We start from the raw sequence: 22,664 nt of genomic DNA on the forward strand, positions 1-22,664 counted from the left end.
TTCTCCCGACGGTGTAGCGGGCTGCTGCCCGCCTGCGCCGCTCGAACCAGACCGGCCCCGGTGGGGCCGCGGAACCCTAGGCGCACTTCCTCGCCGCGTACTGCGCCGCGATCGCTATTCGGTTTCTGGTTACCTACCAAACCGCAAGCCCAAATGTCAAGCGGCGGGTGGGCGGATCGTCCGGGTTTCGCCGTGGTCGGAGGGGTGGTAGCGTGGGGGATGTGCGCGAGGCGTTCTTGCTGCGGCCCGACGTCGTCTTCCTGAACCACGGGTCGTTCGGCGCTTGCCCCGAGTCCGTCTTCGAGGACTACCAGCGCTGGCAGCGAGAACTCGAAGGGCAGCCGGTCGAATTCCTCGGGCGCCGCCTGCCCGACCTGATGGCGTCGTCGAGGGCCGCCCTGGCCGATTTCATCGGCGCGCACCCCGACGAAGTCGTCTACGTGCCCAACGCCACGACCGCCCTCAACGTCGTCGCGCGTTCCCTACGGCTGGGACCGGGTGACGAGGTGCTCGCCACCGACCACGAGTACGGTGCCGTGGATCGCATGTGGCGGTTCGTCTGCGAGCGACGCGGTGCGCGCTACGTGCGGGCCGAAGTCCCCGTGCCCGTCACCTCGCACGAGGCGGTCGTCGACGCGGTGTGGTCACGCGTCACCGACAGGACGCGGGTGCTGTTCTGCAGCCACATCACCTCTCCGACCGCGCTCATCTTCCCCGTTGCGGAACTCGTCCGCCGCGCCCGGGCCGCCGGCATCCTGACGGTGATCGACGGCGCCCATGCGCCCGGCCAGGTCCGGCTCGATCTGCGGCGGCTGGGTGCCGACTTCTACGCCGGCAACTGTCACAAGTGGATGTGCGCGCCCAAGGGCGCGGGCTTTTTGTGGGCGAGACGGGAAGTACACGACCTGCTCGAACCGCTCGTGGTCAGCTGGGGGTGGGACCCGGAGCGGCCGACGGCGGCGGGGGCGGACCGGGAGGAAGCGAAGGGTGGCGGGCTGCTGCTGGGCGGTGCGCGATCGCGCCTGGTCGCTCACCACGAATGGCAGGGCACGCGCGACCCAGCAGCCTACCTGAGCGTGCCGGCTGCGATCGCGTTCCTGCGCGATCGCATCGGCCCACAGGCCCGTGCCAGATGCCACGACCTGGCGAGCCTGGCGCGTGAGCGGATCGGACGGATCACGGGCCTGCCGCCGTTGAGCCCCGACGGGCCCGACTTCTACGCGCAGATGGTCAGCCTTCTCCTGCCGCTGGCCGACCCAGAACCGGCGCAGGATCGGCTGCACCGCCTCGGAATCGAAGTCCCGATCGTGCGCTGGAACGGCCGGTGTCTGCTGCGCGTGTCGGTCCAGGTCTACAACGACGCCCACGACATCGAGCGGCTGGTCGCGGCACTGCCCGACATCCTCTGATGTGCCACCACAGGTCCGGTCAGGTCCCGCGCTGGGTGGTTAGGATGTGGCGGGCGACTTCGGCCATCGACCGGCGCGTGCGCCGGGCCTCGGACCGGATGCGGCGGAAGGCGGCGTCCTCGGTGAGGCCGTGGCGTTGCATCAGCAGGCCCTTGGCCCGCTCCACGAGCTTGCGGGCCTGCAGGGTGTCTTGCAGTTCCCCGATCCTGTTGTCCTTGCTGCGCAGATCCGCAAAGCGTGCCAGCGCGACCTCGATCGCGGGCACCAGGTCGGCTTCCTTCACGGGCTTGACGAGATAGGCGAGCGCGCCGGACCGCTGCGCCTGGCGAACCAGCTCGCGCTCGCTGTACGCGGTGAGCAGCACGACCGGCGTGGGTTGGGTCTGCTGGATCCGGGCGGCGGCGGCGATCCCGTCCATCTCCGGCATCTTGACGTCCAAGAACACCAGATCGGGACGCAGCCGGCGCACCAGTTCGACCGCGCGTGCCCCGTCGGAGGCTTCCCCGACGACGCGGTACCCCTTGTCCTCGAGCATGGCCCGCAGACCCATGCGGATGAGGGCTTCGTCGTCGGCGATGACGATGCGGGTCGCCGTCTGGCGCGTCACGGCACAAGGGTCTCCTTGGGGATGGTGACCACGAAGGCCGCACCGCCCCTGTCGTGGGCGGTCAGTTCGCCGTGCAGGTCCTCGCGCACCAAAGTCGACGCGATGCGCAGGCCCAGATCGGCCGAGCGGGACGGGTCGAAGCCTGCGGGCAGTCCCGCTCCGTCGTCGGCGACCTCGAGGTGGACGCACGCAGGTGCGTCCACGACTCGGACGGTCAGCCTGCCGCGCTCGCGCCCGACGAAGGCGTGCTCGAGAGCGTTCTGAATCAGTTCGGTGGCGACCAGCGCCGCCGACGTGGCCTGCTGGGAGGGGAAGTACACGTCGTCACCCTCCACGGAGACCTCAAGCGCCAGATCTGGCCGGGTCATGTTCGCGACGACGGCGTGGGCGATCCGTTCGAGGACGTCGCGCAGGTTTACGGTTCGAAACCCCTCCAGCGACAGGATCTCGTGCACCGCGGCGATGCCCAGCACGCGGTTGATCGTCTCGGTGAGCACCTCGCGGACGCGCGGGCCGTCCCCGTCGGACATCTGCAGCCGCAGCAGCATCGCGATCGTCTGCAGGTTGTTCTTGACCCTGTGGTGCATCTCGCGCACGACGGCCGAGCGCATCGCCAGGTTCGCGTTCTCGATCGCCAGCGCGGTCTGGGTCGCCAGCGTGGTCAGCAGGCTCACATCGGCGGCCGAGAAGGCGTTGGGGCGGGCGCGGTAGCAGTTCAGCACGCCGATGACGCGATCCCGTACGCGCAGCGGCACGCAGACCATCGACCGCAGGCCCTCGCGGCGTGCAAAGTCCGGGTCGGCGTACTTCGGGTCTGAGAGCAGGTCCGACACGACCTCGCTTTCGCCGCTCTGCGCCGCCCGTCCGGCGACGCCTTCGCCCAGCGCCAGGGGCGGGCGCTGCGTGTAGGCCTGTCCAGTGGGGTGCGCCGCAGCCGGCCGCAGCACGCCGGCGGCCTCGTCGACCAGCAGCAGGGAGCACAGCTTCGCGTCCAGCATGCGCGCGGCCATCTCGACGATCACCTGCAGCACCTGATCCAGGTACAGGGGGGCCGACAGCGTCTGGCTGAGTTCGGCCAAGGTGGACAGCTCGTGGATCTGCCGGCGCATGTGGTCGTACAGCGTGGCCTTCTCGATCGCACCACCGGCCATGTCGGCGATCATGCTCAGCAGTTCCACTTCGTCGTCGGCGAACTCGTGCACCGCCCGCGTCTGCACGTTCATCGCTCCCAGCACGCGACCGCCCACGGTCAACGGCACGGCCAGCAGAGATCGGAAGCGGAACTCCTGCGTCTCGGGCAGCAGGACGAACCGGGGATCCGAGGCGGCGTCGCTGCTCCACGCGGGCTGCGCGTTCTCCGCGGCCCAGCCCGTCAGCCCCTCTCCCATGTGCAACCGCGCGCGTCCCACGGCTTCGGGCGCGAGGCCGGTCGTGGCGCGCAAGACCAGGTGCTCGCCCTGGGGGTCGAGGAGGTACAGGGAGCACGAGTCCATGCCCATGACTTCAGCGGTCTTGCGGGTGATCGTGGCGAGCGTGGTGTCGAGGTCGTGGGCCTGGCTGATCGTGCGGCTGATCTCACGCAGCGCGGTCAGCTCCGCTGACTTCCGCTCCAGGGTCCTGTGGAGGTCCTGCATGTGCCTGCCCGGTGCCGCCGTGGCCTCCGCGTCGAGGCGGCTGCGCCGAAATCTGCTCCTGGGGTGGTTGGTGCGCTATCCTGCTCTCAGGATAAGTTTGGATCGGCGTCGGCGTCCAACGCAGCGGGAGGGGCGGTGGAGGGAACGCCCAGCGTGCACGCCCACCACCAGGCGGCCCGGGGGCCGGTCGGGTGCGCAGTGCTGACCATCAGCGACACGCGCACGCCGGAGACCGACACCGGCGGGCAGCTGATCGTAGACCTTCTTCGGTCGTGCGGCCACCTTGTGGTGCGCCGCGGGATCGTGCGCGACGAACCGGAGCAGATCGAGCACTGGATCCGGACAGCCGCCCAGGACCCCCGCGTGCAGGTGATCCTCACTACCGGCGGGACGGGGATCTCGCCCCGGGACAACACCTACGAGGTCGTCTCGCGCATGATCGAGCGGCGTCTGGACGGGTTCGGCGAACTGTTCCGGATGCTGTCGTATCAGGAGGTCGGTCCGGCGGCCATGCTCAGCCGCGCGGTCGGCGGGACCGTCGCCGGCAGGGTCGTCCTGTGCATGCCGGGGTCTCCCGACGCGGTGCGGCTGGCGATGGACAGGCTGGTCCTGCCCGAGATCGAGCACCTGGCGTGGCAGACCGCACGTGGTTGAACGGCTACGGTTCGGCGGCGACCGGCTCCCGCTGGAGCCGCGCGAGGAGGTCGGCCAGCAGGGCCGGCAGCGCCGTGCGCAACGCGTGCACCAGCGCGGCTTCCAGGTGGCGGGTTTGTGTCCGGGAGACTCTCGGCAGCACGGCGAGCAACGCCGGCATCAGGTCGCGTGCCGCCCGCTCCACGTCCAAGTCGCCGACAAACGAGGCTAGCTGCTCGGCGCCGACGGGCCCCGAGGACGTCGGGTAGCGGGGCGGTCGCTCGGCGATCGCGCCGACGAGAGCCCGCAGCGCCCGCACCTCCTCTTCGAGTCGCGCGAGGTGCGCTTCCCACGGGGCTTGGGGTTTGCGCTCCCCCGTCAGGATCCAGCCGAGGTCGACCCCGCAGACCGAGGCGACCTCGAGCAGGTACTTCAAAGGCGGCTGCCGCTGCCCGCTCTCCCAGGCCACCAGGCGCCCGGGCCGGACCCCGAGGCGAGCCGCGAGTTCCTTGATGGCCAGCCCCGCGGACTTGCGGGCCGACCGCATGCGGGATCCCAGCTCCCGATCGCCTGTGGGTGGTCGCCGCCGTGGTGTCAAGCAGGTGTGCCCGAACGCCCAAGGAGGTGGCTATCGCCGCCAATGGCAGCAGCCTAGCAGATGCAACCCGGGCATCCGAACGCAATGAACCCTCTGTGGGCATTAAAATTGCTTCCCCAGGAATCCATAAGGTCTATGTGGCAGGTGACCGAGGAGGAACTGGGTTTCCGGCTGCCGCCGGGCTACCGGGTGCTGGAAGACGGAGACTTCGTGGTCGTGGTAAATCCGACCGGGACTCGGATCTTCGTCGGTAGCGCCATGGGTGCTACCTGCCAGGCGTTGCAGACGGCCATTGAGCAGGACCTGAGGGGATGGCCGGCCCCCGGAGGGGCCTTCCACCCGGACGACCGCCCACAGACTCCCGCCTGACGCCTGCCCGCTGCCCGGTCGTCACGCCGGCTCGCCGCAGCGGCCGCAGTACCCGTAGATCTCGAAGGCGTGGCTGGTGATGCGGAACCCGGGGTCCTCGCGCGGCGGGCGCAGCAGCGGCCGCGGGCAGGCCGGGATGTGGAAGGTCTTGCGGCACCGCAGACACACCGCGTGGTGGTGGTGGCTTCGGGGCCCCTGGAACTCGAAGCGGGCGACTTCCTGGTTCTGCAGGTGGATCTGGCCCACCACGCCCAACCCCGCCAGGGCCACCAGGTTGCGGTAGACGGTATCCAGGCTCATCCGGGGATGGGCGGCGCGGACCCGCTCCCAGACATCGCGGGCGGTCAGGGGTCGTCCCGCACGGCGGATCGCGTCGAGGATCGCGGTGCGCTGAGGCGTGACCCGCAACCCGTGTCTGCGCAGGTCGTCGTGGCGAGCCTTCATTGTCAGTGTTTTTCCTATATGGTAATATTCCAGTAAATCCTACCGCGCGCCTCCCGCGCGGTCAAGCCCGAACCGAACACTGGAGGTGTGTTGGGATGAAGCGTGTCGCCTGGCTGTCGGCCGTGCTCGTGGCGATCGTCGCGTGCGCTCCGGCTCGCCCGGAGCAGAGACTGTCGGTCGTCGCGTCCTTCTATCCGCTGTACGAGTTCGCCCAGCGCATCGGCGGAGACCGTGCGGACGTCCGGCTGCTGGTGCCCCCCGGGGCGGAACCCCACGACTACGAACCGACCCCACAGGACGTCGTGGCCCTGGGTCAGGCAAACCTGGTGATCTACAACGGAGCCGGATTCGAGCCGTGGATCGAACGCCTGCGGGGAGAGATCTCCGACCGCGCGGTGGTCGTGGACGCGACCGAGGGGCTGCCCCTGGTCGCCGCGGAGCACGGGCACGACCACCCGGGGGAGGAACGCAAAGAAGGCCCCCAAAAGGAGGCGCTGGACCCGCACGTGTGGCTGGACCCGGTCCTCGCGCAGCAACAGGTGGACAACATCCTCGCGGGCTTCGTTCGGGCGGATCCGGAGGGTGAGGCGACCTACCGCGCGAACAGCAAGGCGTTGCGCAAAGACCTGCAGGCCCTGCACGAGCGTCTGGAGCAGGCGCTGGCCGACTGCCGGATCCGGGAGTTCATCACGGCGCACGCGGCGTTCGGGTACTTCGCGCGCCGCTATCGCATCAAGATGATCCCCATCGCGGGGCTGTCGCCGGAGGCGGAGCCTTCGCCCGGCAAGCTCAGGGAGATCGTCCGGGAGGCTCGCGAGCACGGGATCCAGGTGATTTACTATGAGAGGCTGGTCAGCCCGCGCGTGGCGGAGACGATTGCGCGCGAGGTGGGCGCCCGCACCCTGGTCTTGGACCCGGTCGAAGGATTGACGGAAGAAGACCGGCGGGAGGGCAAGACGTACTTCGCGGTGATGGATGAAAACCTTCGAAATCTCGTCGAAGGGCTCGAGTGCCGCTAGGGGCACGCCGGTCGCCGAGCTGGAGCACGTCTGCTTCGACTACGGCACGGAGCGGGTCCTCGACCACGTCAACCTGGTGGTGCGTCGCGGGGACTTCCTCGGCATCATCGGTCCCAACGGCTCGGGCAAGACGACGCTGCTGCGCGTGATGCTGGGTCTGCTGCGCCCGTGCTGCGGTCACGTCCGGCTGTTCGGCCAGGACATCCGCGAGTTTCGGGACTGGCACCGCATCGGCTACGTGCCGCAGAAGGCGGTGGCCTTCGAGTCCCGCTTCCCAGCCAGCGTGTTCGAGGTCGTGGTCAGCGGCCGCACGGGGCGGGTCGGGTTGGGCCGGCGGTTCGGACCCGCCGACTACGAAGCGGCCGAGCGCGCGCTGGAGACGGTCGGCATGGCCGCGCACCGGGATCGTCTGGTGGGCCGGCTGTCCGGCGGCGAACAACAGCGCGTCTTCATCGCGCGCGCGCTCGCGAGCGAGCCGGACCTGCTGGTCCTCGACGAACCGACGGTGGGGGTGGACGTCGAGGCCCAGGAGCGCTTCTACGGGCTGCTGCGCCACCTCAACCGCGACCTCGGGACGACGCTCGTGCTGGTCTCGCACGACATCGGCGTGGTCGCCCAGGAGGTCACGCAGCTGGCGTGCCTGAACCGATCCCTGTTCTTCCACGGGAGTCCCGAGGAGGCGTTGCGGTCCGGCGCGCTGGAGCAACTGTACCGGGCGCAGAGCCTGGTGGTGGCCCACCGGCATTGAGGGCGCCCGGCGCCGACGGCTGGTTGCCGACCATGGAACTGCTCAGCTACGGGTTCATGCAGCGGGCGCTGCTGGCCGGGACGATGATCGCGTTGATCGCCCCGACGATCGGTGTCTTTCTGGTCCTGCGGCGGTTGAGCCTCATCGCCGACACCCTGTCACACGTGGCGCTGGCAGGGATCGCCGCCGGCCTGCTGCTGGGCACGTACCCCCTGGCCGGCGCGCTGGCGGTCACGGTGATCGGCGCGGTCGGGATCGAGCGGCTGCGTTCGTCCGGCCAGCTGTTCGGCGAGGCGGCGCTGGCGCTGTTTCTGTCCGGCGGGTTCGCGGTGGCCGTGGTCCTGATCAGTCTAGCCCGTGGCTTCAACGCCGACCTGTTCTCCTACCTGTTTGGCGCGATCACGGCCGTCCAGCCCCGCGACCTGTGGATCATCCTCTGTCTTGGTCTTGTGGTCCTGGGCAGCGTCGCGGTGCTGTACAAGGACCTGTTCGCCATCACCTTCGACGAAGAGAGCGCGCGGGTCCAGGGCGTGCCGGTGGACGCGCTGAACTTGCTGCTGACGATTCTGGTCGCGGTGACGGTCGTCGTCACCATGCGCATCGTCGGCATCCTGCTCACCAGCGCTCTGATCGTCATCCCGGCGCTGACCGCGCTGCGGGCGGCTCGCGACTTCCGCGCGACCCTCCTGCTGGCCGCCGGGGCGGCGGTGGTCGCGGTCGTCGTGGGGATGGCGGCGGCCTTCTACCTGGACATCGCGGCAGGCGGCGCCATCGTCCTGTGCTCGATCGGGCTGTTCGCGATCGCCTCCTCACTCGGCCGCTGAGACATGGACCGCTGTCAGGATCGCGTCGTCCACACGATCGGCCATTCCACCCGATCGCTCGATCACTTCCTCACGTTGCTGGAAGGGCACGCCGTCCAGGCCGTGGTCGACGTGCGGCGGTGGCCCTCGTCGCGGCGGTTTCCTCATTTCGGTCGCGAGGCGCTGGCCACGGCGTTGGCCGTGCGCGGAATCGACTACGTCTGGCGCGCCGATCTGGGCGGGTACCGCACGCCCGTGCCGGACTCACCGAACACCGGCTGGCGTGTGGGGGCGTTTCGCGGATATGCCGACTTTATGCTCCAGCCGGCCTTCGAGGAGATCGTGGCGGAGGTGTGCGCCCTCGCCGGTCGACGGCGGCTGGCACTGATGTGCGCCGAGGCGGTGCCGTGGCGCTGTCACCGACAGCTGCTGGCCGATGCGCTCTGCGTCCGCGGGTGGCTCGTCCGACACATCCTCGACGGCGCCTGCCAACCGCACCGGCTCACGCGGTTTGCACGAGTGGAAGGCACCCGGATCGTCTACAGGTAGGGACTACGGGCTGCGCAGCAGCAGGTCCACCGTCACCTTGACGGCGTCTTCGGCGACGAAGAACAGAAAGCGCGGGACGGGGATACCGAAGTCGGACATCTTGATCTCGAACTCCCCGCGGCCCCGGAACCCGTCGGGCAGCGGAGTGATGCGGACGGGGACGGAGACCTGCCGGGTCGTGCCGCGCAGCGTGAGGCGGCCGTGGGCGACCGCGGGGAACGTCGAGAGGACGCGCGCGGCGTCCGTGGTGACCGACCCCACGAAGACGATCGCCGGGAACCGTTCGGTCTGCAGCGTCTCGCGGTGCATCTGTGCATCGCGCGGTCCGAAGCCGGTCGTAATCGAGCGTGCCGGGACGCGGACCTCCAGGTCCGCGACGAAGCTGCGCTCGCCGGTCTGCCGGACGGTGGCCTGTCCCTCGACCTCTCGCGCCCGGGCGGAAAAGCCGCCGACGTTGTCGCGGACGAACATCTCGACGCGGGAGTCGTTGCCCGACACCACGAACGTCCCCGTGGCGAGCAGCTGGGCGTGCGCGGTGCCGGCCAGCAGGACGACGGCGGCGATCAGGGCCAGGGATCTCATGACGCCAGCATACCTCACCATCCTCACAGGGCGTCGGGCTAGCCGCGCGGCGGATCGTCGCTGGCCGGGCCGGGTGCTGAGAAGCGCGGGGGCATGAGGACGCCCATCGAGACGACAGTCTTCACGCCTTCTTCCACCGACATCTCCAGCGGTAGGACGTCGCGGGTGGGCACCACGGTCATGAAGCCGGTGGCCGGCGTGGGACTGGTGGGGACGAAGACGATTAGGTATTCGTCGTCTGGGTTGTTCGGGTCGAGGCGCCGCGCGGATCCGGTGACGAAGCCTAGGGAGTAGACGCCGGGGCGCGGGTACTGGATGAGGACTGCCCGCTTGAAGGCCACCCCGTCGGGCTTGAAGACCAGGTCGCTCACCTGCTTGACCGTGAGGTAGATCGTGTTGACCAGGGGCGCGCGCAACACCACCGCTTCGAGCGCCTGCACCACCCGGGCGCCCAGGACGTTCGTCGTGACGACGCCAATCAGTAGGATCAGCACCGCAGTCGCGAGGATGCCGACGCCGGGGACGTCGAGTCCGGTCAGCCGCTTTACGAAGCCGCCAACCCGTTCGTCGAGGAAGAAGAAGGCAAACCGCAGGATCACCAGCGTGATGGTCAGCGGTGCGAGGACCACGAGACCGGCGACGAAGTACAGGCGGACGTGGCCCCACAGCTTTCCCCAGCCCGTGTCCGGCCGGGGGCTCCGCCGTGCTCGCTGGGCCTGCGGATCGCCGTTCATCTCCACGCGATCTCCGGTGTGGATTCTACCAGGGGCGGGTGCGCACGAACAAAACGCGGCGGGGCGGCCGACCGCCGCCCCGCCGTGCCGATGACCGAGGCCAACCTAACGACGCGTCGGGGTCGGCAGGTCCTTGCGCGTGACCACCGCACCGCCCTGATCCGGCGCGCAGTCGGTGGGAGTGAATCCGGACAGCCCGTTTCCGGCCACGACCACCAGGTAGGTGTGCAGGTCCCCCAGGGCGGACGGCGTCAGGTGGAACATCACGCGGTTGCCGGAGGCCGCAACCGCGGCGCGCCCCGTCGAGTTGAAGGTGTGGTCCAAGACCTCGTACGTCCCGTCGGGGTTGCGAAACCGCAGGTCGAGGTACCGGTCGACGCCGAGGGCAAACGGCAACGGCGAGCAGGCCGAGGGGTTGCCGGTGGCGCTGTTCCGGTCGGTGTCGAACTCGACCCAGCCCGACAGCTGCGTCGGTCCGGGGGACTGACCCGCACCCGGCAGCGCGACGCCCTGGGCGAATGTGACCTCGACCGACAGGTTTGTGGACGTGCGGCTGGTGCGGATCAACGTCACGTCGTAGTTCGTCCCACTGGTCTGCGCCGCGTCGCCCTGCGGATCCCGAAACGTGCTGGTGACGGGCTGTTCTCCCAGGATCCCGTTGGCGCCACACCCGGCGAACAGCATCGCGGTGAACACGGCAATCAGCGCACGGCGTACCATCGGTATCCTCCCAAAGCGGAATGGCGTCCTCCCTACTCACGGGCCGGGCGGGCTGTGTGTTCCGCAGACCGCCCGCGTGGGCCGAAGTCGCGCAGTTCGCGCTGTTCTCTCGGTTCGGGCGACTCCTCCGGCGGGGACCCAGCCGACCGGGTGTTTGCACAGCCGCCCCGGCCGGCCCCGTCACGACTTGCCCCGCTGACCGACGCGGTCTGGCTCAAGTTCCCGCAGCCGCAGGAGTTTCCGAGGACCGTACCGCCGGTGCCCCCTTCGACCGCACGGACGTTTTCTAGCAGAACGTACGGTGCTGGGGCGGAAGCCGGCTACCGAGTGGTAACGCGGGGCGGGTTGCGCGATGCTAGGGGGGGATGGCGGAGCGGGTGGAGGAGATCCTGCGCATCCTGCTGGGGGCGACTGACCCCGTGGACGTGGAGTGGGTGCTGTCCCCGGGTGCGGTCGGCCGGGTGGTGGCGCAGTCGCCGCCCCGCAAGCCCCACGTGGTGCAGCCCGACGAAGAACTGCAGGAGGGATCGCAGGTCCTGCACGCGGGCGCGGTGGTGGGGCCGGGCGCGGTGGCGGCGCTCGTGGCAAGAGGGGTCCCGGAGATACCGGTCTACCGTCGGCCCAGAGTGGTGCTGTTTTCTACGGGCGACGAGTTGAGCGAACCTCCCGCAGAGCCCGCGCCGGGCAAAGTGTTCAACACCAACGCCTCCGCGCTGGTGGCGGAAATCTCTCGGCTTGGGTGTGAGGTGGAGTACAGAGGCATCCTGCCGGACCGGCCGGAAAGCCTTCGAGCCGCGTTCCGGGAGGTGCTGTCGGGGTCGTGCGATGTGGTGCTCACGACCGGCGCGGTCTCCGTGGGCTGCTACGACCGTGTCCCGCAGGTTTGGCTGGAGCTGGGAGCACAGAAAGTCGCGGGCAGAGTGGACATCAGGCCCGGCGGTCCGTTCTTCGCGGCCCGCGTGGGGCGCCGCTGCTCATGGTCGAAGTCGCCGCGCACGGTGCCGTGGAGCTGTGCTCCCGGGTCGCGGCCGGATGCGGGCTCGGTGTCGACCTGGTCCTCGTAGAGGGGTTCCAGCAACCCTCGAGCCACACCATCCTCCTCGGGCCCACCAAGAAGCCTTCGCAGCAGCGTGCGTGGTGTGAGATCCCACCTTGGTCCGAACTGTCGGGGGCCTCCCGGCGGGTCTTGCTGGACGAACTGGCCGCGCGCCTGGGGACGCTGGCGCGGGAGGGGACTGATCCCGCGGGCGTACGCTGAGCAGGCGTTCGCAGCAACACCTCGGTCAGTGCCGGGGTGACGTCCCCTTTGCTTTCACCCAAAGAGGGCCCAAGCGCCCGTGTACGCCCTGCGTCCCGGGTGGGCGGCCTAGGGACTGGCGGGCACCGCTTCCAGACGCAGCGGGCAGTCCGGTGTTCGCGAGGCGGCCACGACGACGCCGGCGCCGTCGCGCACCCGGTCGTACAGCGGGAAGGTGCGTGCGCCTGTGAGGAGCTCGTGGCGGGCGATCTTGCTGACGCGCAGGTGCAGCGTGCCGATGCGGCGGTGCAGATCGGAGACGACGTACCAGCCGTCGCGGTAGACGTACCCCTCCGACGGCAGCCCCCATCCCAGCGACCGGAACCGCATGCCCTCAATGGAGATCGCGCCGTCGGGGCCGACCCGGTAGATCTCGATCACCGGCGTCTTCTCGACGGAGTGCACGTAGCGGATCTCGAAGCGGGCGTCGGCCGACAGGCAGACGGACAGCAACGGCCGGCGCTGCGCGCAGCCGACCGGGGCGAGGCACAACGCGATGAGGACCCGCGCCAGCGACGTCCTCAAGGCCCTGCCGTGCAGCCCTTGATGAGTGCCGATCCCCGACCCCCGGCGTCCCTTCCCCGAACCGCCGCTGCCGGGCGGTAGACGACGCGCGCGCCGACGGTAAACCCGTGGCGGCGGAAGAAGCACTGGTTGACCTCTAGCGCGTACTTGGCCGGGTGGCGCGAGACGTAGATGGGGATGTCGCCACCGGGTTGGGGCGGATCCATGTCCTGGATGTCGTTGATCCGCCAGTGCGGGTCGATGAAGGCGATCGACAGCGGGATGAACGTGTTCTTCATCCAAAACGACAGCCGCTGGGCCTCCTCGAAGATGAACAGCATGCCGGCGTTGTCTGCGAGCGAGGTCCGGTGCATCAAGCCCTGCGCACGCGCCTGCGGCGTGTCGGCGACCTCGACGTCCAGCACCACCCGCCGGTCCGCCTGCACGATCGTGACCGTCCCTCGCTTGAACAGCGGGGCTGCGGGCGCAGCCACCGTGACCGACACCAACAGGCACAACAGCACGACGACGGAAAGACGCATCCCGTCATCGATTCTACGGCGGGCCGGACCGCTCCACCACCCATTGGGCGATCCTAGGTGTCTGGAGATTTCCTCCCCGTGCAGACGATCACGCCGTCGGGTACGGTCAGGAGGGCAACTCAGTCGGCCGCGCCTCCAGGACCAGACGCTCGCTCCCCCTCAGGACGTGGATCGTCAGAGGCTCGCCCACCGGATGGCGGCCGAGGGCGATCAGCAGGTCGTCCAGCGACCGCACCTCGGTCTCTCCCACCCGGACGACCAGGTCTCCGGTGCGCACGCCCGCCCGCTCCGCCGCCGAGTCGGGATGGATCTCGGTGACGCGCACGGCGCTGTCGGCGGCGAGGCGGTGGGCGACGGCGCGGCGGCGCTCCAGCGGGACGACCTGAGCGCCGATCCCCAGGTAGGAGCGGCGCACGCGACCGTCGCGGATGAGCTGGCCGGCGACCCAGCGCGCGGTGTTGACCGGGATCGCAAAGCAAATCCCCTGTGCGCCGAACACCACTGCGGTGTTGATGCCGATGACCCTGCCGCCGGAGTCCACCAGCGGTCCCCCGGAGTTGCCGGGGTTGAGGGCGGCGTCGGTCTGGATCACGTTCTCGATCGGCCGGCCCGTCTGCGTCGGGAGCGTGCGGCCCAGGGCGCTGATGACCCCGGCGGTGACGGTGGCGGCGAAGCCCAGCGGGTTTCCGATCGCGATCACGAGCTGGCCGACGCGCAGCGAGGAAGAATCGCCGAGTTCGGCATGCGGAAGACCGTTGTGCGGCACGCTGAGGACAGCCAGGTCGGTGTGCGGGTCGTCGCCCACCACGCGTGCGTCCATCGCGCGGCCGTCGGGCAGGCGCACCTCGATCCGGTCCGCGCCCCGCACGACGTGGCTGTTGGTGAGGACGTAGCCGTCGGGTGTGATGAGTACGCCGCTGCCATCCCCGCGCAGCGGTGGGGCGGCTTCGGCCTGGGCACCCCTTGGCGCCCGCCGGGCCATGCCGACGCTGACGACCGCGGGGCCCACCCGCTCGACGGCGCCGATCACCGCCTGCGAGTACGCGTCGAGGGCAGCCGCGTCTCCTCCGGCGGATCGTGCCGCCTGGCGGTCCGTGGCCGGAGCACTGACGGTTCGCAGTCGCATCCTGCACGCGAAAACGCGCGCCCGGCCCCGCCTATTTCGGCCGCACCGCGAGGACGCCCCACCCTGAGCAGAGAATCTCCCTTCCCAGGAGGTGCATGCGCGGTCGGGTTCAGACGGCCGAGGAGGCTTCGATGCTCATCTGCGATCTGCACCTGCACTCCAAGTACAGCCGGGCTACGAGCGCCGACATGGACGTCGAGCACATGAGCGCGTGGGCGCAGCGCAAGGGGATCGACGTCCTGGGGACCGGCGACTTCACCCATCCCGTGTGGCTGCGCGAGCTGCGAGCCAAACTCAGCCCGGCCGAGCCGGGCCTGTTACGGTACGGTGACACCCGCTTCGTCCTGTCGGCCGAAGTCAGCAACGTCTACGCGCAGGACGGCCGCCTGCGCAAGGTGCACAGCATCGTCTGCAGCCCGTCGTTCGAGGTGTGCGACCGGATCAACGCCGTGCTGGGGCGGTTCGGCAACCTGATGGCCGATGGCAGGCCAACGCTAACGATCTCCTGCCGGCGGCTCGTGGAGTACGTCATGGAGATCTCGCCACAGTGTCTGGTGATTCCCGCGCACGCGTGGACGCCGTGGTTCTCCGTCTTCGGCGCCCGTTCGGGGTTCGACTCCCTCGCGGAGTGCTTCGGCGACCAGGTGTCCTCCGTCCGGGCGATCGAGACGGGACTGAGCAGCGATCCGCCGATGAACTGGCGGCTGTCGCAACTGGACGGCGTGGCGCTCGTCTCGTTCAGCGACGCGCACTCGCCCTCCAAACTCGGGCGGGAGGCGACGGTGCTCGACGGTCAGCTGTCCTACGAGGGGATCGTCGGGGCGATCCGCACGGGTGCCATCGCGTACACGATCGAGTTCTTCCCCCAAGAGGGCAAGTATCACTACGACGGGCACCGGCAATGCGGGATCCGCTGGAAGCCGCAGACGACGATCGCCCACCGCGGACGGTGCTCCGAGTGTGGCCGCCCGGTCACCGTCGGCGTCCTGCACCGGATCGAGGCGCTGGCGGATCGCGAGGAAGGCTACACGCCGCCGGGCCGGCCCCCGTACCGCAACCTGATCCCGCTGGAGGAGATCGTCGCGGAAGGACTCGGTCAGAGCGTGGCCACGATGCGCGTGCGCGACGAGTACCTCAAGCTCGTGCAGCGCTTCGGCGGCGAGTTCAGGGTGCTCATGGACACCCCGCTGGGGGAACTGGAGCGCGCCGCACATCCCCGCGTCGCCGAGGGGATCCGCCGGATGCGCGAGGGCCGCGTATACATCGAGCCCGGGTACGACGGCGAGTTCGGGCGCATCCACCTGTTCGAAGATCCCCCACCGGGCATGCGCGACAGCGAGCCGGCGCAGACCGCGCAGATGAACCTGTTCTGATCGCGCCCCAAACGAGCGTCGCGCCGCACGCCGTGTTCTGCCGGGCACAGCCTAGCCTGAGGGTCGATCCGGGTCCGGCGTCATGACCGAGACCCAACGGATCGTGCGGGTAACCCTCCGCCCAGGCGGGGACCGCCGGGTCCGCCAGGGCCACCTGTGGGTCTACGAAGGCGAGATCGCCGAGGCGTCGGCGCAGCCGGCCGCCGGCGCCTGCGTCGACGTGGTGTCCCATCGTGGCCACTATCTCGGCCGGGGGTTGTTCCACCCGCACTCACGCATCCGCGTGCGCCTCCTGACATTCGACCAGGAGCCGATCGACGAGGCGTTCTTCGTCCGGCGCATCCGGGCGGCGGTGGCACTGCGGCAGCGGGTCGTCGCGGACACGACCGCCTACCGGGTGGTGTTCGGGGAAGGGGACCTGCTGCCGGGACTGATCGTCGACCGGTACAACGACGTTCTCGTCGTGCAGACCCTCACCGTGGGGATGGACGTGCGGGCCGAGATGCTGGCGGACATCCTGAGCCGCGAGACGGCAGTGAGGGCCGTCTACGTCCGCAACGACGCCGAAAGCCGCCTGCTGGAGGGGCTACCCCAGTACCGGGGGTGGTTGCGGGGCCGGGCGGATGCGCGACAGGAGATCCGAGAAGCGGACACGCGCTTTGTGGTCGACGTGGAGGGCGGTCAGAAGACCGGCTGGTTTTGTGACCAGCGGGAGAACCGGCTGGCGGTCGCACCCCTGGCTGGCGATGCAGAGGTCCTGGAGCCGTTCGCCTATACCGGGGCGTTTGGGATCCACTGTGCGCTGCGCGGTGCCCGGTCGGTGCTGGGCTTCGATCGCAGCGGGCCGGCTGTGGAGCAAGCGCGCGAGCACGCGGTGCACAACGACGTCGCCCAGGTGTGCGCGTACGAGGTCGCCGACGCCTTCGACCAGATGCGCGCCCTGGTGCGTGCGGGCCGGTGCTTCGACGTAGTGATCCTCGACCCACCGGCGTTCGCCCGTCGCGCGGCCGCGGTGCCGAGGGCACTGGCGGGCTACAGGGACATCAACCTGTGGGCCCTGCGGCTGCTCCGACCGGGCGGCTTTTTGGTTACCTGCTCGTGTTCGTACCACGTCGACGAGGCGATGCTGTGGAACGCGGTGCTGGACGCGGCCGCAGACGCCGGACGTCGGCTGCGGCTGCTGGAGGCTCGCGGGCAGGCCCGCGATCACCCGATGCTGGCGGCGATGCCCGAGACCCGGTACCTGAAGTGCTTCGTCCTCCATGTGGTGGATTAGATGATCTCTGACCCCTGGTGTCAGACACCGGAAGGCTCACGTGGTCACCGGCCAAACTGCCTCAGTGCTGCGCGAAGACCTTCGGCGTCCAGGTGGTGGGCAAACGGCCCGCCTGGGTGGTCGAACAGCCAGACGTGCATCATCTCCACCGCTTCCCCGACGAAGGCACTACCGGGCGGGCACCGTCCCGGCCCGAGCGCGCCGGCTATGCGGCCGTCGGGGCGGATGCACAGGTTGTCGTGGGTGTGCCACGCCGTAAGCCGCCCGCCCGGACGGGGACCCTGTCCTTTGGCAGCAACGAACATCACCCCTCGCAGCGCGGTCCGCCCGCCGCGCAACCGCAGGTAGACCAGCCCCTCGGGGTACTGAGGGTCGAGCCACCGTCCATCGCGGTTGTAGGCGCGGTTGTGCCAGTGCGCCGGCCCTCCACGTCCCGAAGAGGAACGGAGTCACGCGCCGGTAGCCTTCGGCCTCCGCAGCCTGCACCTCGGCAAATCGGACTGCCGCAGCCCGCACCTCCGCGAGGAACCGGTCGGCGGTGGCCCTCTGCTCAGGTGTCACCCCACCCGGCGAATCGTGGATGGCAGTAGTGGGAGAGGGACAGGGGCTCGGCCCGGACGGGTGGTGATGGTGCTCGCCGCCGCTCTGCGCTGCCGCCACCCGGACCGTGGAGAGGGAGAGGAGCACGAGCAGGGTGCTGGCGGCGAGGGCGGCCGTCGAGCCGAGCACGGCCCGGCCTGGCACCCTGCGAACGAACCGCAACGGGGTCGTGCCGACCACCGCCGGCGGATTCCCTGGATTGCTCATCGTGAAGACCTCCTCACGGATTGCCGAGATTTAGGCCAGCCACGCCATGCTGGTTCCTCCCCTCCGTAGACCTGGGCGGGGTTGGTGCGGTTTCGGCAGCGCAAAGGATGTCTCCGGATGGCCGGGCCGGCCACCTCCATCAGCCGTTGGGGTCTGGGGCGCTACGGACGGTCGTCTCCGCCGGCAAGAACAGAGCCGGAGCCGCCGCGATGGCCAGGATCGCCAGCACGAAGAGCCGCTCCCGGTCTCTGACACCTGGTGTCAGGGAAGGGGCCAGGAGTGCAGCCCCTGTGCTAGCATCCTTGAGGAACCGGTGTGCGCGGTGAGCGTGACCTGACCAACCCGAGGGCGCAACGCACCCGAACGATGCTTCCGTCAGCGAGCTGGGGCCTGGCTCGGGTGAGGAGACGTGAGGGGTAGGTGCATAGTGTCCGCAACCTCGATTGCCGGTTCCCATCAGGAGGGCAGGCGTGGGTGCGCTCCAGCGGATCTTTGAGGCCGTGGACCGCCGGGTTACCGCTTGGATGGCGCGCCACGGGATCGTTCTGTTGCGCGTGAGTCTGGGCATCGTCTTCTTCTGGTTTGGCTTCCTCAAATTCTTCAGCGGATTGAGCCCCGCGCAGGATCTCGCCACTCGCACCATCTCTGTCCTCACGTTCGGTCGACTCCCTCCTGACGTCTCGATCCCGATCCTCGCTGCTTGGGAATGCCTGATTGGTCTGGGCTTGATGCTTGGCGTGTTCATGCGCGCGACCTTGCTGCTCCTGTGGCTGCAGATGCTGGGGACGATCACACCCTTGTTCCTCTTCCCCCATGAAGTCTTCGTGAGGATCCCGTACGCCCCCACGCTTGAGGGCCAGTACATCGTCAAGAACATCGTTCTCATCAGCGCGGGGATCGTGCTCGGTGCCACCGTGAAGGGGGGAAGGCTCGTCAGCGAGGAGCCGGCCGAGTCTGCGGGCGCTGGCGGGCCACAGACTCGCCGTCGGGGCGCCGGGGTACGGACGCGGAGCAGGAGATCGGCGGCGCCGCTATAATAGAGTAGGCAAACGTGATACGCGACCCGATGCCGCAGCGCGACGCAGCCGACGGGAGGAGGGGAGGTCTTTGCCCCTCCTTTTGCTTTTGGGGGCGGTGCGGGGCCACGACGAGCGGGTCGCGGGGGACGTCTGACTTCGCAGCGCACACACGGCACGCCGGGAGGGGATCCCATGGCGATCGCACGACTCGCGCAGCTGCCGCTTCGGCGGAATGCAGGGGGATGGCGCACAGCTGTGCGCGGGAGGCAGAGGGAATTGTCCGGTAGGCAGATCAGCATCACCGACGATCTGGAACTGCTGCTGGCGGTCATGCCGCCGCACATCCGGGAGGCGATCGAGCGCAGACCGCACCGCGACGGGCTGGTGGAGGTGGTCCTGGACCTGGGCCGCCTGCCCGAGGCGCGATTCCTCAATGGCGCCGAGATCCTTTCCGACGAGCAGGTGACTCGCGAGGACATCCTCTACGTGACCCAGCGCGTCGGCCGCTTCGGGAAGGACAACCGAGCCGGCATCGAGCGGACGTTGCACCGGATCTCGGCAATCCGCAATCGCGTCGGGGAGGTCGTCGGCCTGACCTGCCGCGTGGGCCGCGCGGTCTTCGGCACCGTAGACATCGTGCGGGACGTGATCGAGGCTGGGGCCTCGATCCTCCTGCTGGGGCGGCCCGGGGTCGGCAAGACCACGCTGCTGCGAGAGGCGGCCCGCGTCCTGGCGGACGAGCTGGGCAAGCGCGTGGTGGTCGTGGACACCTCCAACGAGATCGCCGGCGACGGCGACATCCCCCACCCCGGCATCGGGCGGGCGCGCCGCATGCAGGTGCCCGAGCCCGCCCTCCAACACGCGGTGATGATCGAGGCGGTCGAGAACCACATGCCCGAGGTGATCGTGATCGACGAGATCGGGACGGAGGCCGAAGCGCTGGCGGCGCGGACCATCGCCGAGCGGGGGGTGCAGCTCATCGCGACCGCCCACGGCAACACGCTGGACAACCTGCTCCAGAACCCGACTCTGTCCGATTTGATCGGCGGCATCCAGGCCGTCACGCTGTCCGATGAAGAAGCACGCCGGCGCGGCACGCAGAAGACGGTGCTGGAGCGAAAGGCTCCTCCGACGTTCGACGTCGTCATCGAGATCCAGGAGAAGGACAAGCTGGCCGTGCACCACGACGTCGCCGATGTTGTGGACCGGTTCCTGCGCGGGGTGCCGCCGCGTCCCGAGGTACGGGTGCGGACCGAGGAGGGCGAGGTCGAGATCCGTCCCTACGAGCCGCGCGTGGAGTCGTTCGCCCCCTCCGGACCGTTCGCGGCGCCGGTCTCGCCGGGCGGCGACCGGCCCGGGCGCAAGGTGCTGCGCATCTACCCCTATGCGGTGAGCCGCAACCGCCTCGAGCGGGCCATCCGTGAGCTGCGCGTCCCGGCCTACGTGGTGGACCACCTCGAGGACGCAGACGTGGTGTTGACGATCAAGTCGCAGGAGAAGCGTCAGCCCAAGCGTCTGCGCGACGCCCAGGCACGCGGGATGCCGCTGCACGTCGTGAAGAGCAACACCGTGACGCAGCTGGAGAACTTCCTGCGGTCGGTGTTCGACGTCGGGGACTATCTGGACGATCAGGAGGCGGCGCTGCGGGAGGTCGAAGACGCCATCCGCGAGGTGCTCGACGAGGCGCAGCCGGTGGAGTTGTCGCCCCAGAACTCCTACGTGCGCAGGCTACAACACCAGCTCGTCCAGCGCTACGGCCTGTCTTCGGAGAGCAAGGGGGACGAGCCGTACAGGCGCGTGGTGATCTATCCGCGATGATCGGGCGGCGCACCCCGCCATGAGGGGCGTGTTCATCTCCCTGGAAGGCCCCGAGGGTGCGGGCAAGACGACGCAGCAACAACGCCTGGCCTCGCGACTGCGCGCGGCCGGCTACGACGTCTTCGTGACCCGCGAACCCGGCGGGACTGCGATCGGTGAGCAGATCCGCCGGATCCTCCTCGACGCCAGCCACGCCCGCATGGCACCCCAGACGGAGATGCTGCTGTTTGCCGCCTCGCGCGCGCAGTTCGTGGCCGAGATGGTGCGGCCGGCGCTGGAGATGGGCAAGATCGTGCTCTCCGACCGGTACGTCCACGCCTCGCTGGCCTACCAGGGCTACGCGCGCGGACTCGGTGTCGACCTGGTGCGGGCGGTGAACGACGTCGCCACGGGGGGGCTTCTCCCCGACCTGGTGATCCTGCTGGACGTCCCGCCCGACCTCGGGCTGCGCAGGGCCCTGGAGGGCCGGGACGCCGCGGCGGACCGGATGGAACGGGAGGATTTGGAGTTCCACGAACGGGTGCGGGAAGGGTTCCTCCGTCTGGCTGCAGAAGACCCGCGAATCCGGCTGATCACGGGTACCGACGACCCCGACGAGATCGCAGAGCGCATCTGGCGCGAGGTCGAGCAGCTGTTGAAGGCGAAGGGCCGCTGGCGGCAGGCCGATCCACCCGGTGGGATGGGATGAAGCTCGTTCTGGCGATCGTCCAAGAGAAGGACGCCGGCAAGCTCATCGACGAGCTCACGGAGGCGGGCTTCCAGGCGACGATGCTGGCGTCCACCGGCGGGTTCCTGCGCGCCGGCAACGCGACGATCCTCACCGGTGTGGAAGCCGACCAGGTGGAGCGCGTGCTGGAGGCGATCCGGCGCGTCTGCCACACGCGCGAACAGCTCATGACGCCGATCCCTCCCGTCGTCGAACCGGTGGACTCCTACGTGACGTATCCCGTGCGGGTCCAGGTCGGGGGCGCCATCGTGTTCGTGCTCGACGTGGAGCGGATGGAGCGGTTGTGAGCAGCTTAGGACCCATGCGGTTCGCCGACATCCTCGACCAGCACCACGCCATCGGGCTGTTGCGCTCGGCGCTGCGGAGCGGGCGGCTCCACCACGCGTACGTCTTCGCCGGGCCGGCGGGCACGGGACGCGCGGAGACCGCGGCCGCCTTCGCGCATGCCCTGCAGTGCGAGCGCTACCGGGAGGATGCCTGCGGGGAGTGCGACGCATGCCGCCGGGTCTCGGCCGGCACCCACCCGGATGTCCGGTGGATCGGGCCCGCGCCCGGCCGCCAGTCTGTGGGCATCGACCAGATCCGCGACGTCCGGCGGGAGGCGGCCTACGGCCCGTACGAGGGCAGGACCAAGATCTTCGTCGTGCGGCCGGCTGAGACGATGCTGCCCGAAGCGCAAAACAGTCTGCTCAAACTCCTCGAAGAACCTCCGCCGCGGGTCGTATTCGTGCTGATCGCCGAGTCCGCCCACGCACTGCTGCCCACCGTCGTGTCCCGCTGCCAGCTGGTACGCTTCAACCTCGTGCCCATCCGGCAGATCGAGTATGCCCTGCGGGTGCAGTACGAGGTCGAGCCCGCACGCGCCCGGGTCCTCGCGGCGCTGTCGGGCGGCCGGGTCGCACTCGCGGCGGAGTGGGCGCGGCGGCCGGACGCGCTCGCGGATCGTGACGCCGTCGTGGAGCTGGTTGCTCGGGTCGAGCGCGAGGGACTGCTCGCCATGCTGGAGGCCGCGGAGAAGCTAGCGAAGGAGAAGGATCGTCTGGCCAACCTGCTGGACATCGCGCTGCTGTGGTACCGTGATCTGATCGTGTGGAAGGAGGCGGCGGACGACACCCTGTTGGTGAACCTGGACCGCAAAGACGACATCGCCCAGCTCAGTTCCCAGATGGATCTGGCTGCTCTGCGCCGCCGCGTGGCGGCCATCGAGGAGGCCAAGTCGGCCCTGCGCCGCAACGTCAACCCGCGGCTGGCGCTGGAGGCGATGTTCCTGCGCTTCGATCCCACCGGGGAGCCTGCAGGGCGCGCGTGAAACACGTGGAGGGGCAA

General features: G+C 69.4%; 25 protein-coding genes. 15 read left to right on the forward strand and 10 right to left on the reverse strand.

Annotated elements, in window-relative coordinates; translation table 11 throughout:
• Window positions 1-212: 212 nt before the first annotated feature.
• Window positions 213-1,409 carry an aminotransferase class V-fold PLP-dependent enzyme gene (locus tag QN163_01840; protein ID MDR5682756.1) on the forward strand — a complete coding sequence of 399 codons (1,197 nt, stop codon included), beginning with the start codon at window positions 213-215 and terminating at the stop codon, window positions 1,407-1,409.
• Window positions 1,410-1,428: 19 nt separating this feature from the next.
• Here QN163_01840 and QN163_01845 read toward each other — a convergent pair whose 3' ends face one another.
• Both QN163_01845 and QN163_01850 read right to left on the reverse strand, forming a co-directional pair.
• Window positions 1,429-2,016 carry a response regulator gene (locus QN163_01845; protein ID MDR5682757.1) on the reverse strand — a complete coding sequence of 196 codons (588 nt, stop codon included), beginning with the start codon at window positions 2,014-2,016 and terminating at the stop codon, window positions 1,429-1,431.
• Window positions 2,013-3,650 (reverse strand): GAF domain-containing protein, encoded by a 1,638-nt coding sequence (locus QN163_01850; GenBank protein ID MDR5682758.1) that lies wholly within the window; start codon window positions 3,648-3,650, stop codon window positions 2,013-2,015. Before QN163_01850 ends, QN163_01845 begins: the two co-directional genes overlap by 4 nt.
• Before the next feature lie 135 nt (window positions 3,651-3,785).
• On the opposite strand from QN163_01850, the gene QN163_01855 reads away from it, so the two are divergent.
• Window positions 3,786-4,304 (forward strand): MogA/MoaB family molybdenum cofactor biosynthesis protein, encoded by a 519-nt coding sequence (locus tag QN163_01855; protein ID MDR5682759.1) that lies wholly within the window; start codon window positions 3,786-3,788, stop codon window positions 4,302-4,304.
• Window positions 4,305-4,308: 4 nt separating this feature from the next.
• Here the strand turns inward: QN163_01855 and QN163_01860 are convergent, their stop codons facing one another.
• Window positions 4,309-4,881 carry a helix-turn-helix transcriptional regulator gene (locus QN163_01860; GenBank protein MDR5682760.1) on the reverse strand — a complete coding sequence of 191 codons (573 nt, stop codon included), beginning with the start codon at window positions 4,879-4,881 and terminating at the stop codon, window positions 4,309-4,311.
• A 144-nt stretch (window positions 4,882-5,025) separates the two neighbouring features.
• Between QN163_01860 and QN163_01865 the strand changes: the two genes are divergently transcribed.
• Window positions 5,026-5,250 carry a hypothetical protein gene (locus QN163_01865; GenBank protein MDR5682761.1) on the forward strand — a complete coding sequence of 75 codons (225 nt, stop codon included), beginning with the start codon at window positions 5,026-5,028 and terminating at the stop codon, window positions 5,248-5,250.
• A 21-nt stretch (window positions 5,251-5,271) separates the two neighbouring features.
• Here the strand turns inward: QN163_01865 and QN163_01870 are convergent, their stop codons facing one another.
• Window positions 5,272-5,694: a Fur family transcriptional regulator gene (locus QN163_01870; GenBank protein MDR5682762.1), complete on the reverse strand. Its 423-nt coding sequence runs from the start codon at window positions 5,692-5,694 to the stop codon at window positions 5,272-5,274.
• Between the two features lie 95 nt (window positions 5,695-5,789).
• On the opposite strand from QN163_01870, the gene QN163_01875 reads away from it, so the two are divergent.
• From QN163_01875 to QN163_01890, 4 genes are read left to right on the forward strand one after another with little or no spacing between them, the layout of a single operon-like run.
• Window positions 5,790-6,713, forward strand: a complete 924-nt coding sequence (locus QN163_01875) for a metal ABC transporter substrate-binding protein (protein MDR5682763.1) — start codon at window positions 5,790-5,792, stop codon at window positions 6,711-6,713.
• Entirely contained in the window at window positions 6,670-7,461 is a 792-nt protein-coding gene (locus tag QN163_01880) for a metal ABC transporter ATP-binding protein (protein ID MDR5682764.1), read from the forward strand. Before QN163_01875 ends, QN163_01880 begins: the two co-directional genes overlap by 44 nt.
• Before the next feature lie 32 nt (window positions 7,462-7,493).
• Window positions 7,494-8,285 (forward strand): metal ABC transporter permease, encoded by a 792-nt coding sequence (locus QN163_01885; protein ID MDR5682765.1) that lies wholly within the window; start codon window positions 7,494-7,496, stop codon window positions 8,283-8,285.
• A gap of 3 nt (window positions 8,286-8,288) precedes the next feature.
• The gene (locus tag QN163_01890; GenBank protein MDR5682766.1) at window positions 8,289-8,813 is read left to right on the forward strand and encodes a DUF488 domain-containing protein; all 525 of its coding nucleotides are present in this window, start codon (window positions 8,289-8,291) and stop codon (window positions 8,811-8,813) included.
• A 3-nt stretch (window positions 8,814-8,816) separates the two neighbouring features.
• Here QN163_01890 and QN163_01895 read toward each other — a convergent pair whose 3' ends face one another.
• From QN163_01895 to QN163_01905, 3 genes are all read right to left on the reverse strand, one after another.
• Window positions 8,817-9,395: a YceI family protein gene (locus QN163_01895; protein MDR5682767.1), complete on the reverse strand. Its 579-nt coding sequence runs from the start codon at window positions 9,393-9,395 to the stop codon at window positions 8,817-8,819.
• A gap of 38 nt (window positions 9,396-9,433) precedes the next feature.
• On the reverse strand, window positions 9,434-10,129 hold the full coding sequence (locus QN163_01900) for a DUF502 domain-containing protein (protein ID MDR5682768.1): 696 nt from the start codon (window positions 10,127-10,129) through the stop codon (window positions 9,434-9,436).
• 105 nt (window positions 10,130-10,234) lie between these two features.
• Window positions 10,235-10,849, reverse strand: coding sequence for a hypothetical protein (locus tag QN163_01905; protein MDR5682769.1), 615 nt, complete (start codon window positions 10,847-10,849; stop codon window positions 10,235-10,237).
• 365 nt (window positions 10,850-11,214) lie between these two features.
• Here QN163_01905 and QN163_01910 point away from each other — a divergent pair, with 365 nt between their 5' ends.
• Window positions 11,215-11,913 carry a molybdopterin-binding protein gene (locus QN163_01910; GenBank protein MDR5682770.1) on the forward strand — a complete coding sequence of 233 codons (699 nt, stop codon included), beginning with the start codon at window positions 11,215-11,217 and terminating at the stop codon, window positions 11,911-11,913.
• Window positions 11,914-12,215: 302 nt separating this feature from the next.
• On the opposite strand, the gene QN163_01915 is transcribed toward QN163_01910, so the two are convergent.
• The 3 genes from QN163_01915 to QN163_01925 all read right to left on the reverse strand — a co-directional run bounded on the left by QN163_01915 (window position 12,216) and on the right by QN163_01925 (window position 14,318).
• Entirely contained in the window at window positions 12,216-12,671 is a 456-nt protein-coding gene (locus QN163_01915) for a DUF1850 domain-containing protein (protein MDR5682771.1), read from the reverse strand.
• Entirely contained in the window at window positions 12,668-13,192 is a 525-nt protein-coding gene (locus QN163_01920) for a DUF192 domain-containing protein (GenBank protein ID MDR5682772.1), read from the reverse strand. The genes QN163_01915 and QN163_01920 overlap by 4 nt, the downstream gene beginning before the upstream one ends.
• 106 nt (window positions 13,193-13,298) lie before the next feature.
• Entirely contained in the window at window positions 13,299-14,318 is a 1,020-nt protein-coding gene (locus QN163_01925; GenBank protein MDR5682773.1) for a trypsin-like peptidase domain-containing protein, read from the reverse strand.
• 95 nt (window positions 14,319-14,413) lie between these two features.
• Between QN163_01925 and QN163_01930 the strand changes: the two genes are divergently transcribed.
• The 7 genes from QN163_01930 to holB all read left to right on the forward strand — a co-directional run bounded on the left by QN163_01930 (window position 14,414) and on the right by holB (window position 22,647).
• Complete coding sequence (locus tag QN163_01930; protein MDR5682774.1) at window positions 14,414-15,691, forward strand: endonuclease Q family protein; 1,278 nt, start codon at window positions 14,414-14,416, stop codon at window positions 15,689-15,691.
• A gap of 82 nt (window positions 15,692-15,773) precedes the next feature.
• Window positions 15,774-16,967, forward strand: coding sequence for a class I SAM-dependent rRNA methyltransferase (locus tag QN163_01935; GenBank protein ID MDR5682775.1), 1,194 nt, complete (start codon window positions 15,774-15,776; stop codon window positions 16,965-16,967).
• Between the two features lie 1,277 nt (window positions 16,968-18,244).
• The gene (locus QN163_01940) at window positions 18,245-18,811 is read left to right on the forward strand and encodes a DoxX family membrane protein (protein ID MDR5682776.1); all 567 of its coding nucleotides are present in this window, start codon (window positions 18,245-18,247) and stop codon (window positions 18,809-18,811) included.
• Window positions 18,812-19,123: 312 nt separating this feature from the next.
• Entirely contained in the window at window positions 19,124-20,611 is a 1,488-nt protein-coding gene (locus tag QN163_01945; GenBank protein MDR5682777.1) for a R3H domain-containing nucleic acid-binding protein, read from the forward strand.
• Between the two features lie 19 nt (window positions 20,612-20,630).
• A complete protein-coding gene (gene tmk, locus QN163_01950; GenBank protein ID MDR5682778.1) occupies window positions 20,631-21,299 on the forward strand; it encodes a dTMP kinase in 669 nt (222 codons plus the stop codon).
• A complete protein-coding gene (locus QN163_01955) occupies window positions 21,296-21,625 on the forward strand; it encodes a cyclic-di-AMP receptor (GenBank protein MDR5682779.1) in 330 nt (109 codons plus the stop codon). Before tmk ends, QN163_01955 begins: the two co-directional genes overlap by 4 nt.
• Window positions 21,622-22,647, forward strand: a complete 1,026-nt coding sequence (holB, locus tag QN163_01960) for a DNA polymerase III subunit delta' (protein ID MDR5682780.1) — start codon at window positions 21,622-21,624, stop codon at window positions 22,645-22,647. Before QN163_01955 ends, holB begins: the two co-directional genes overlap by 4 nt.
• Window positions 22,648-22,664 lie beyond the last annotated feature (17 nt).

It is taken from the genome of Armatimonadota bacterium, from assembly GCA_031432545.1.
Taxonomy (GTDB): Bacteria; Sysuimicrobiota; Sysuimicrobiia; order Sysuimicrobiales; family Sysuimicrobiaceae; genus Caldifonticola; species Caldifonticola tengchongensis.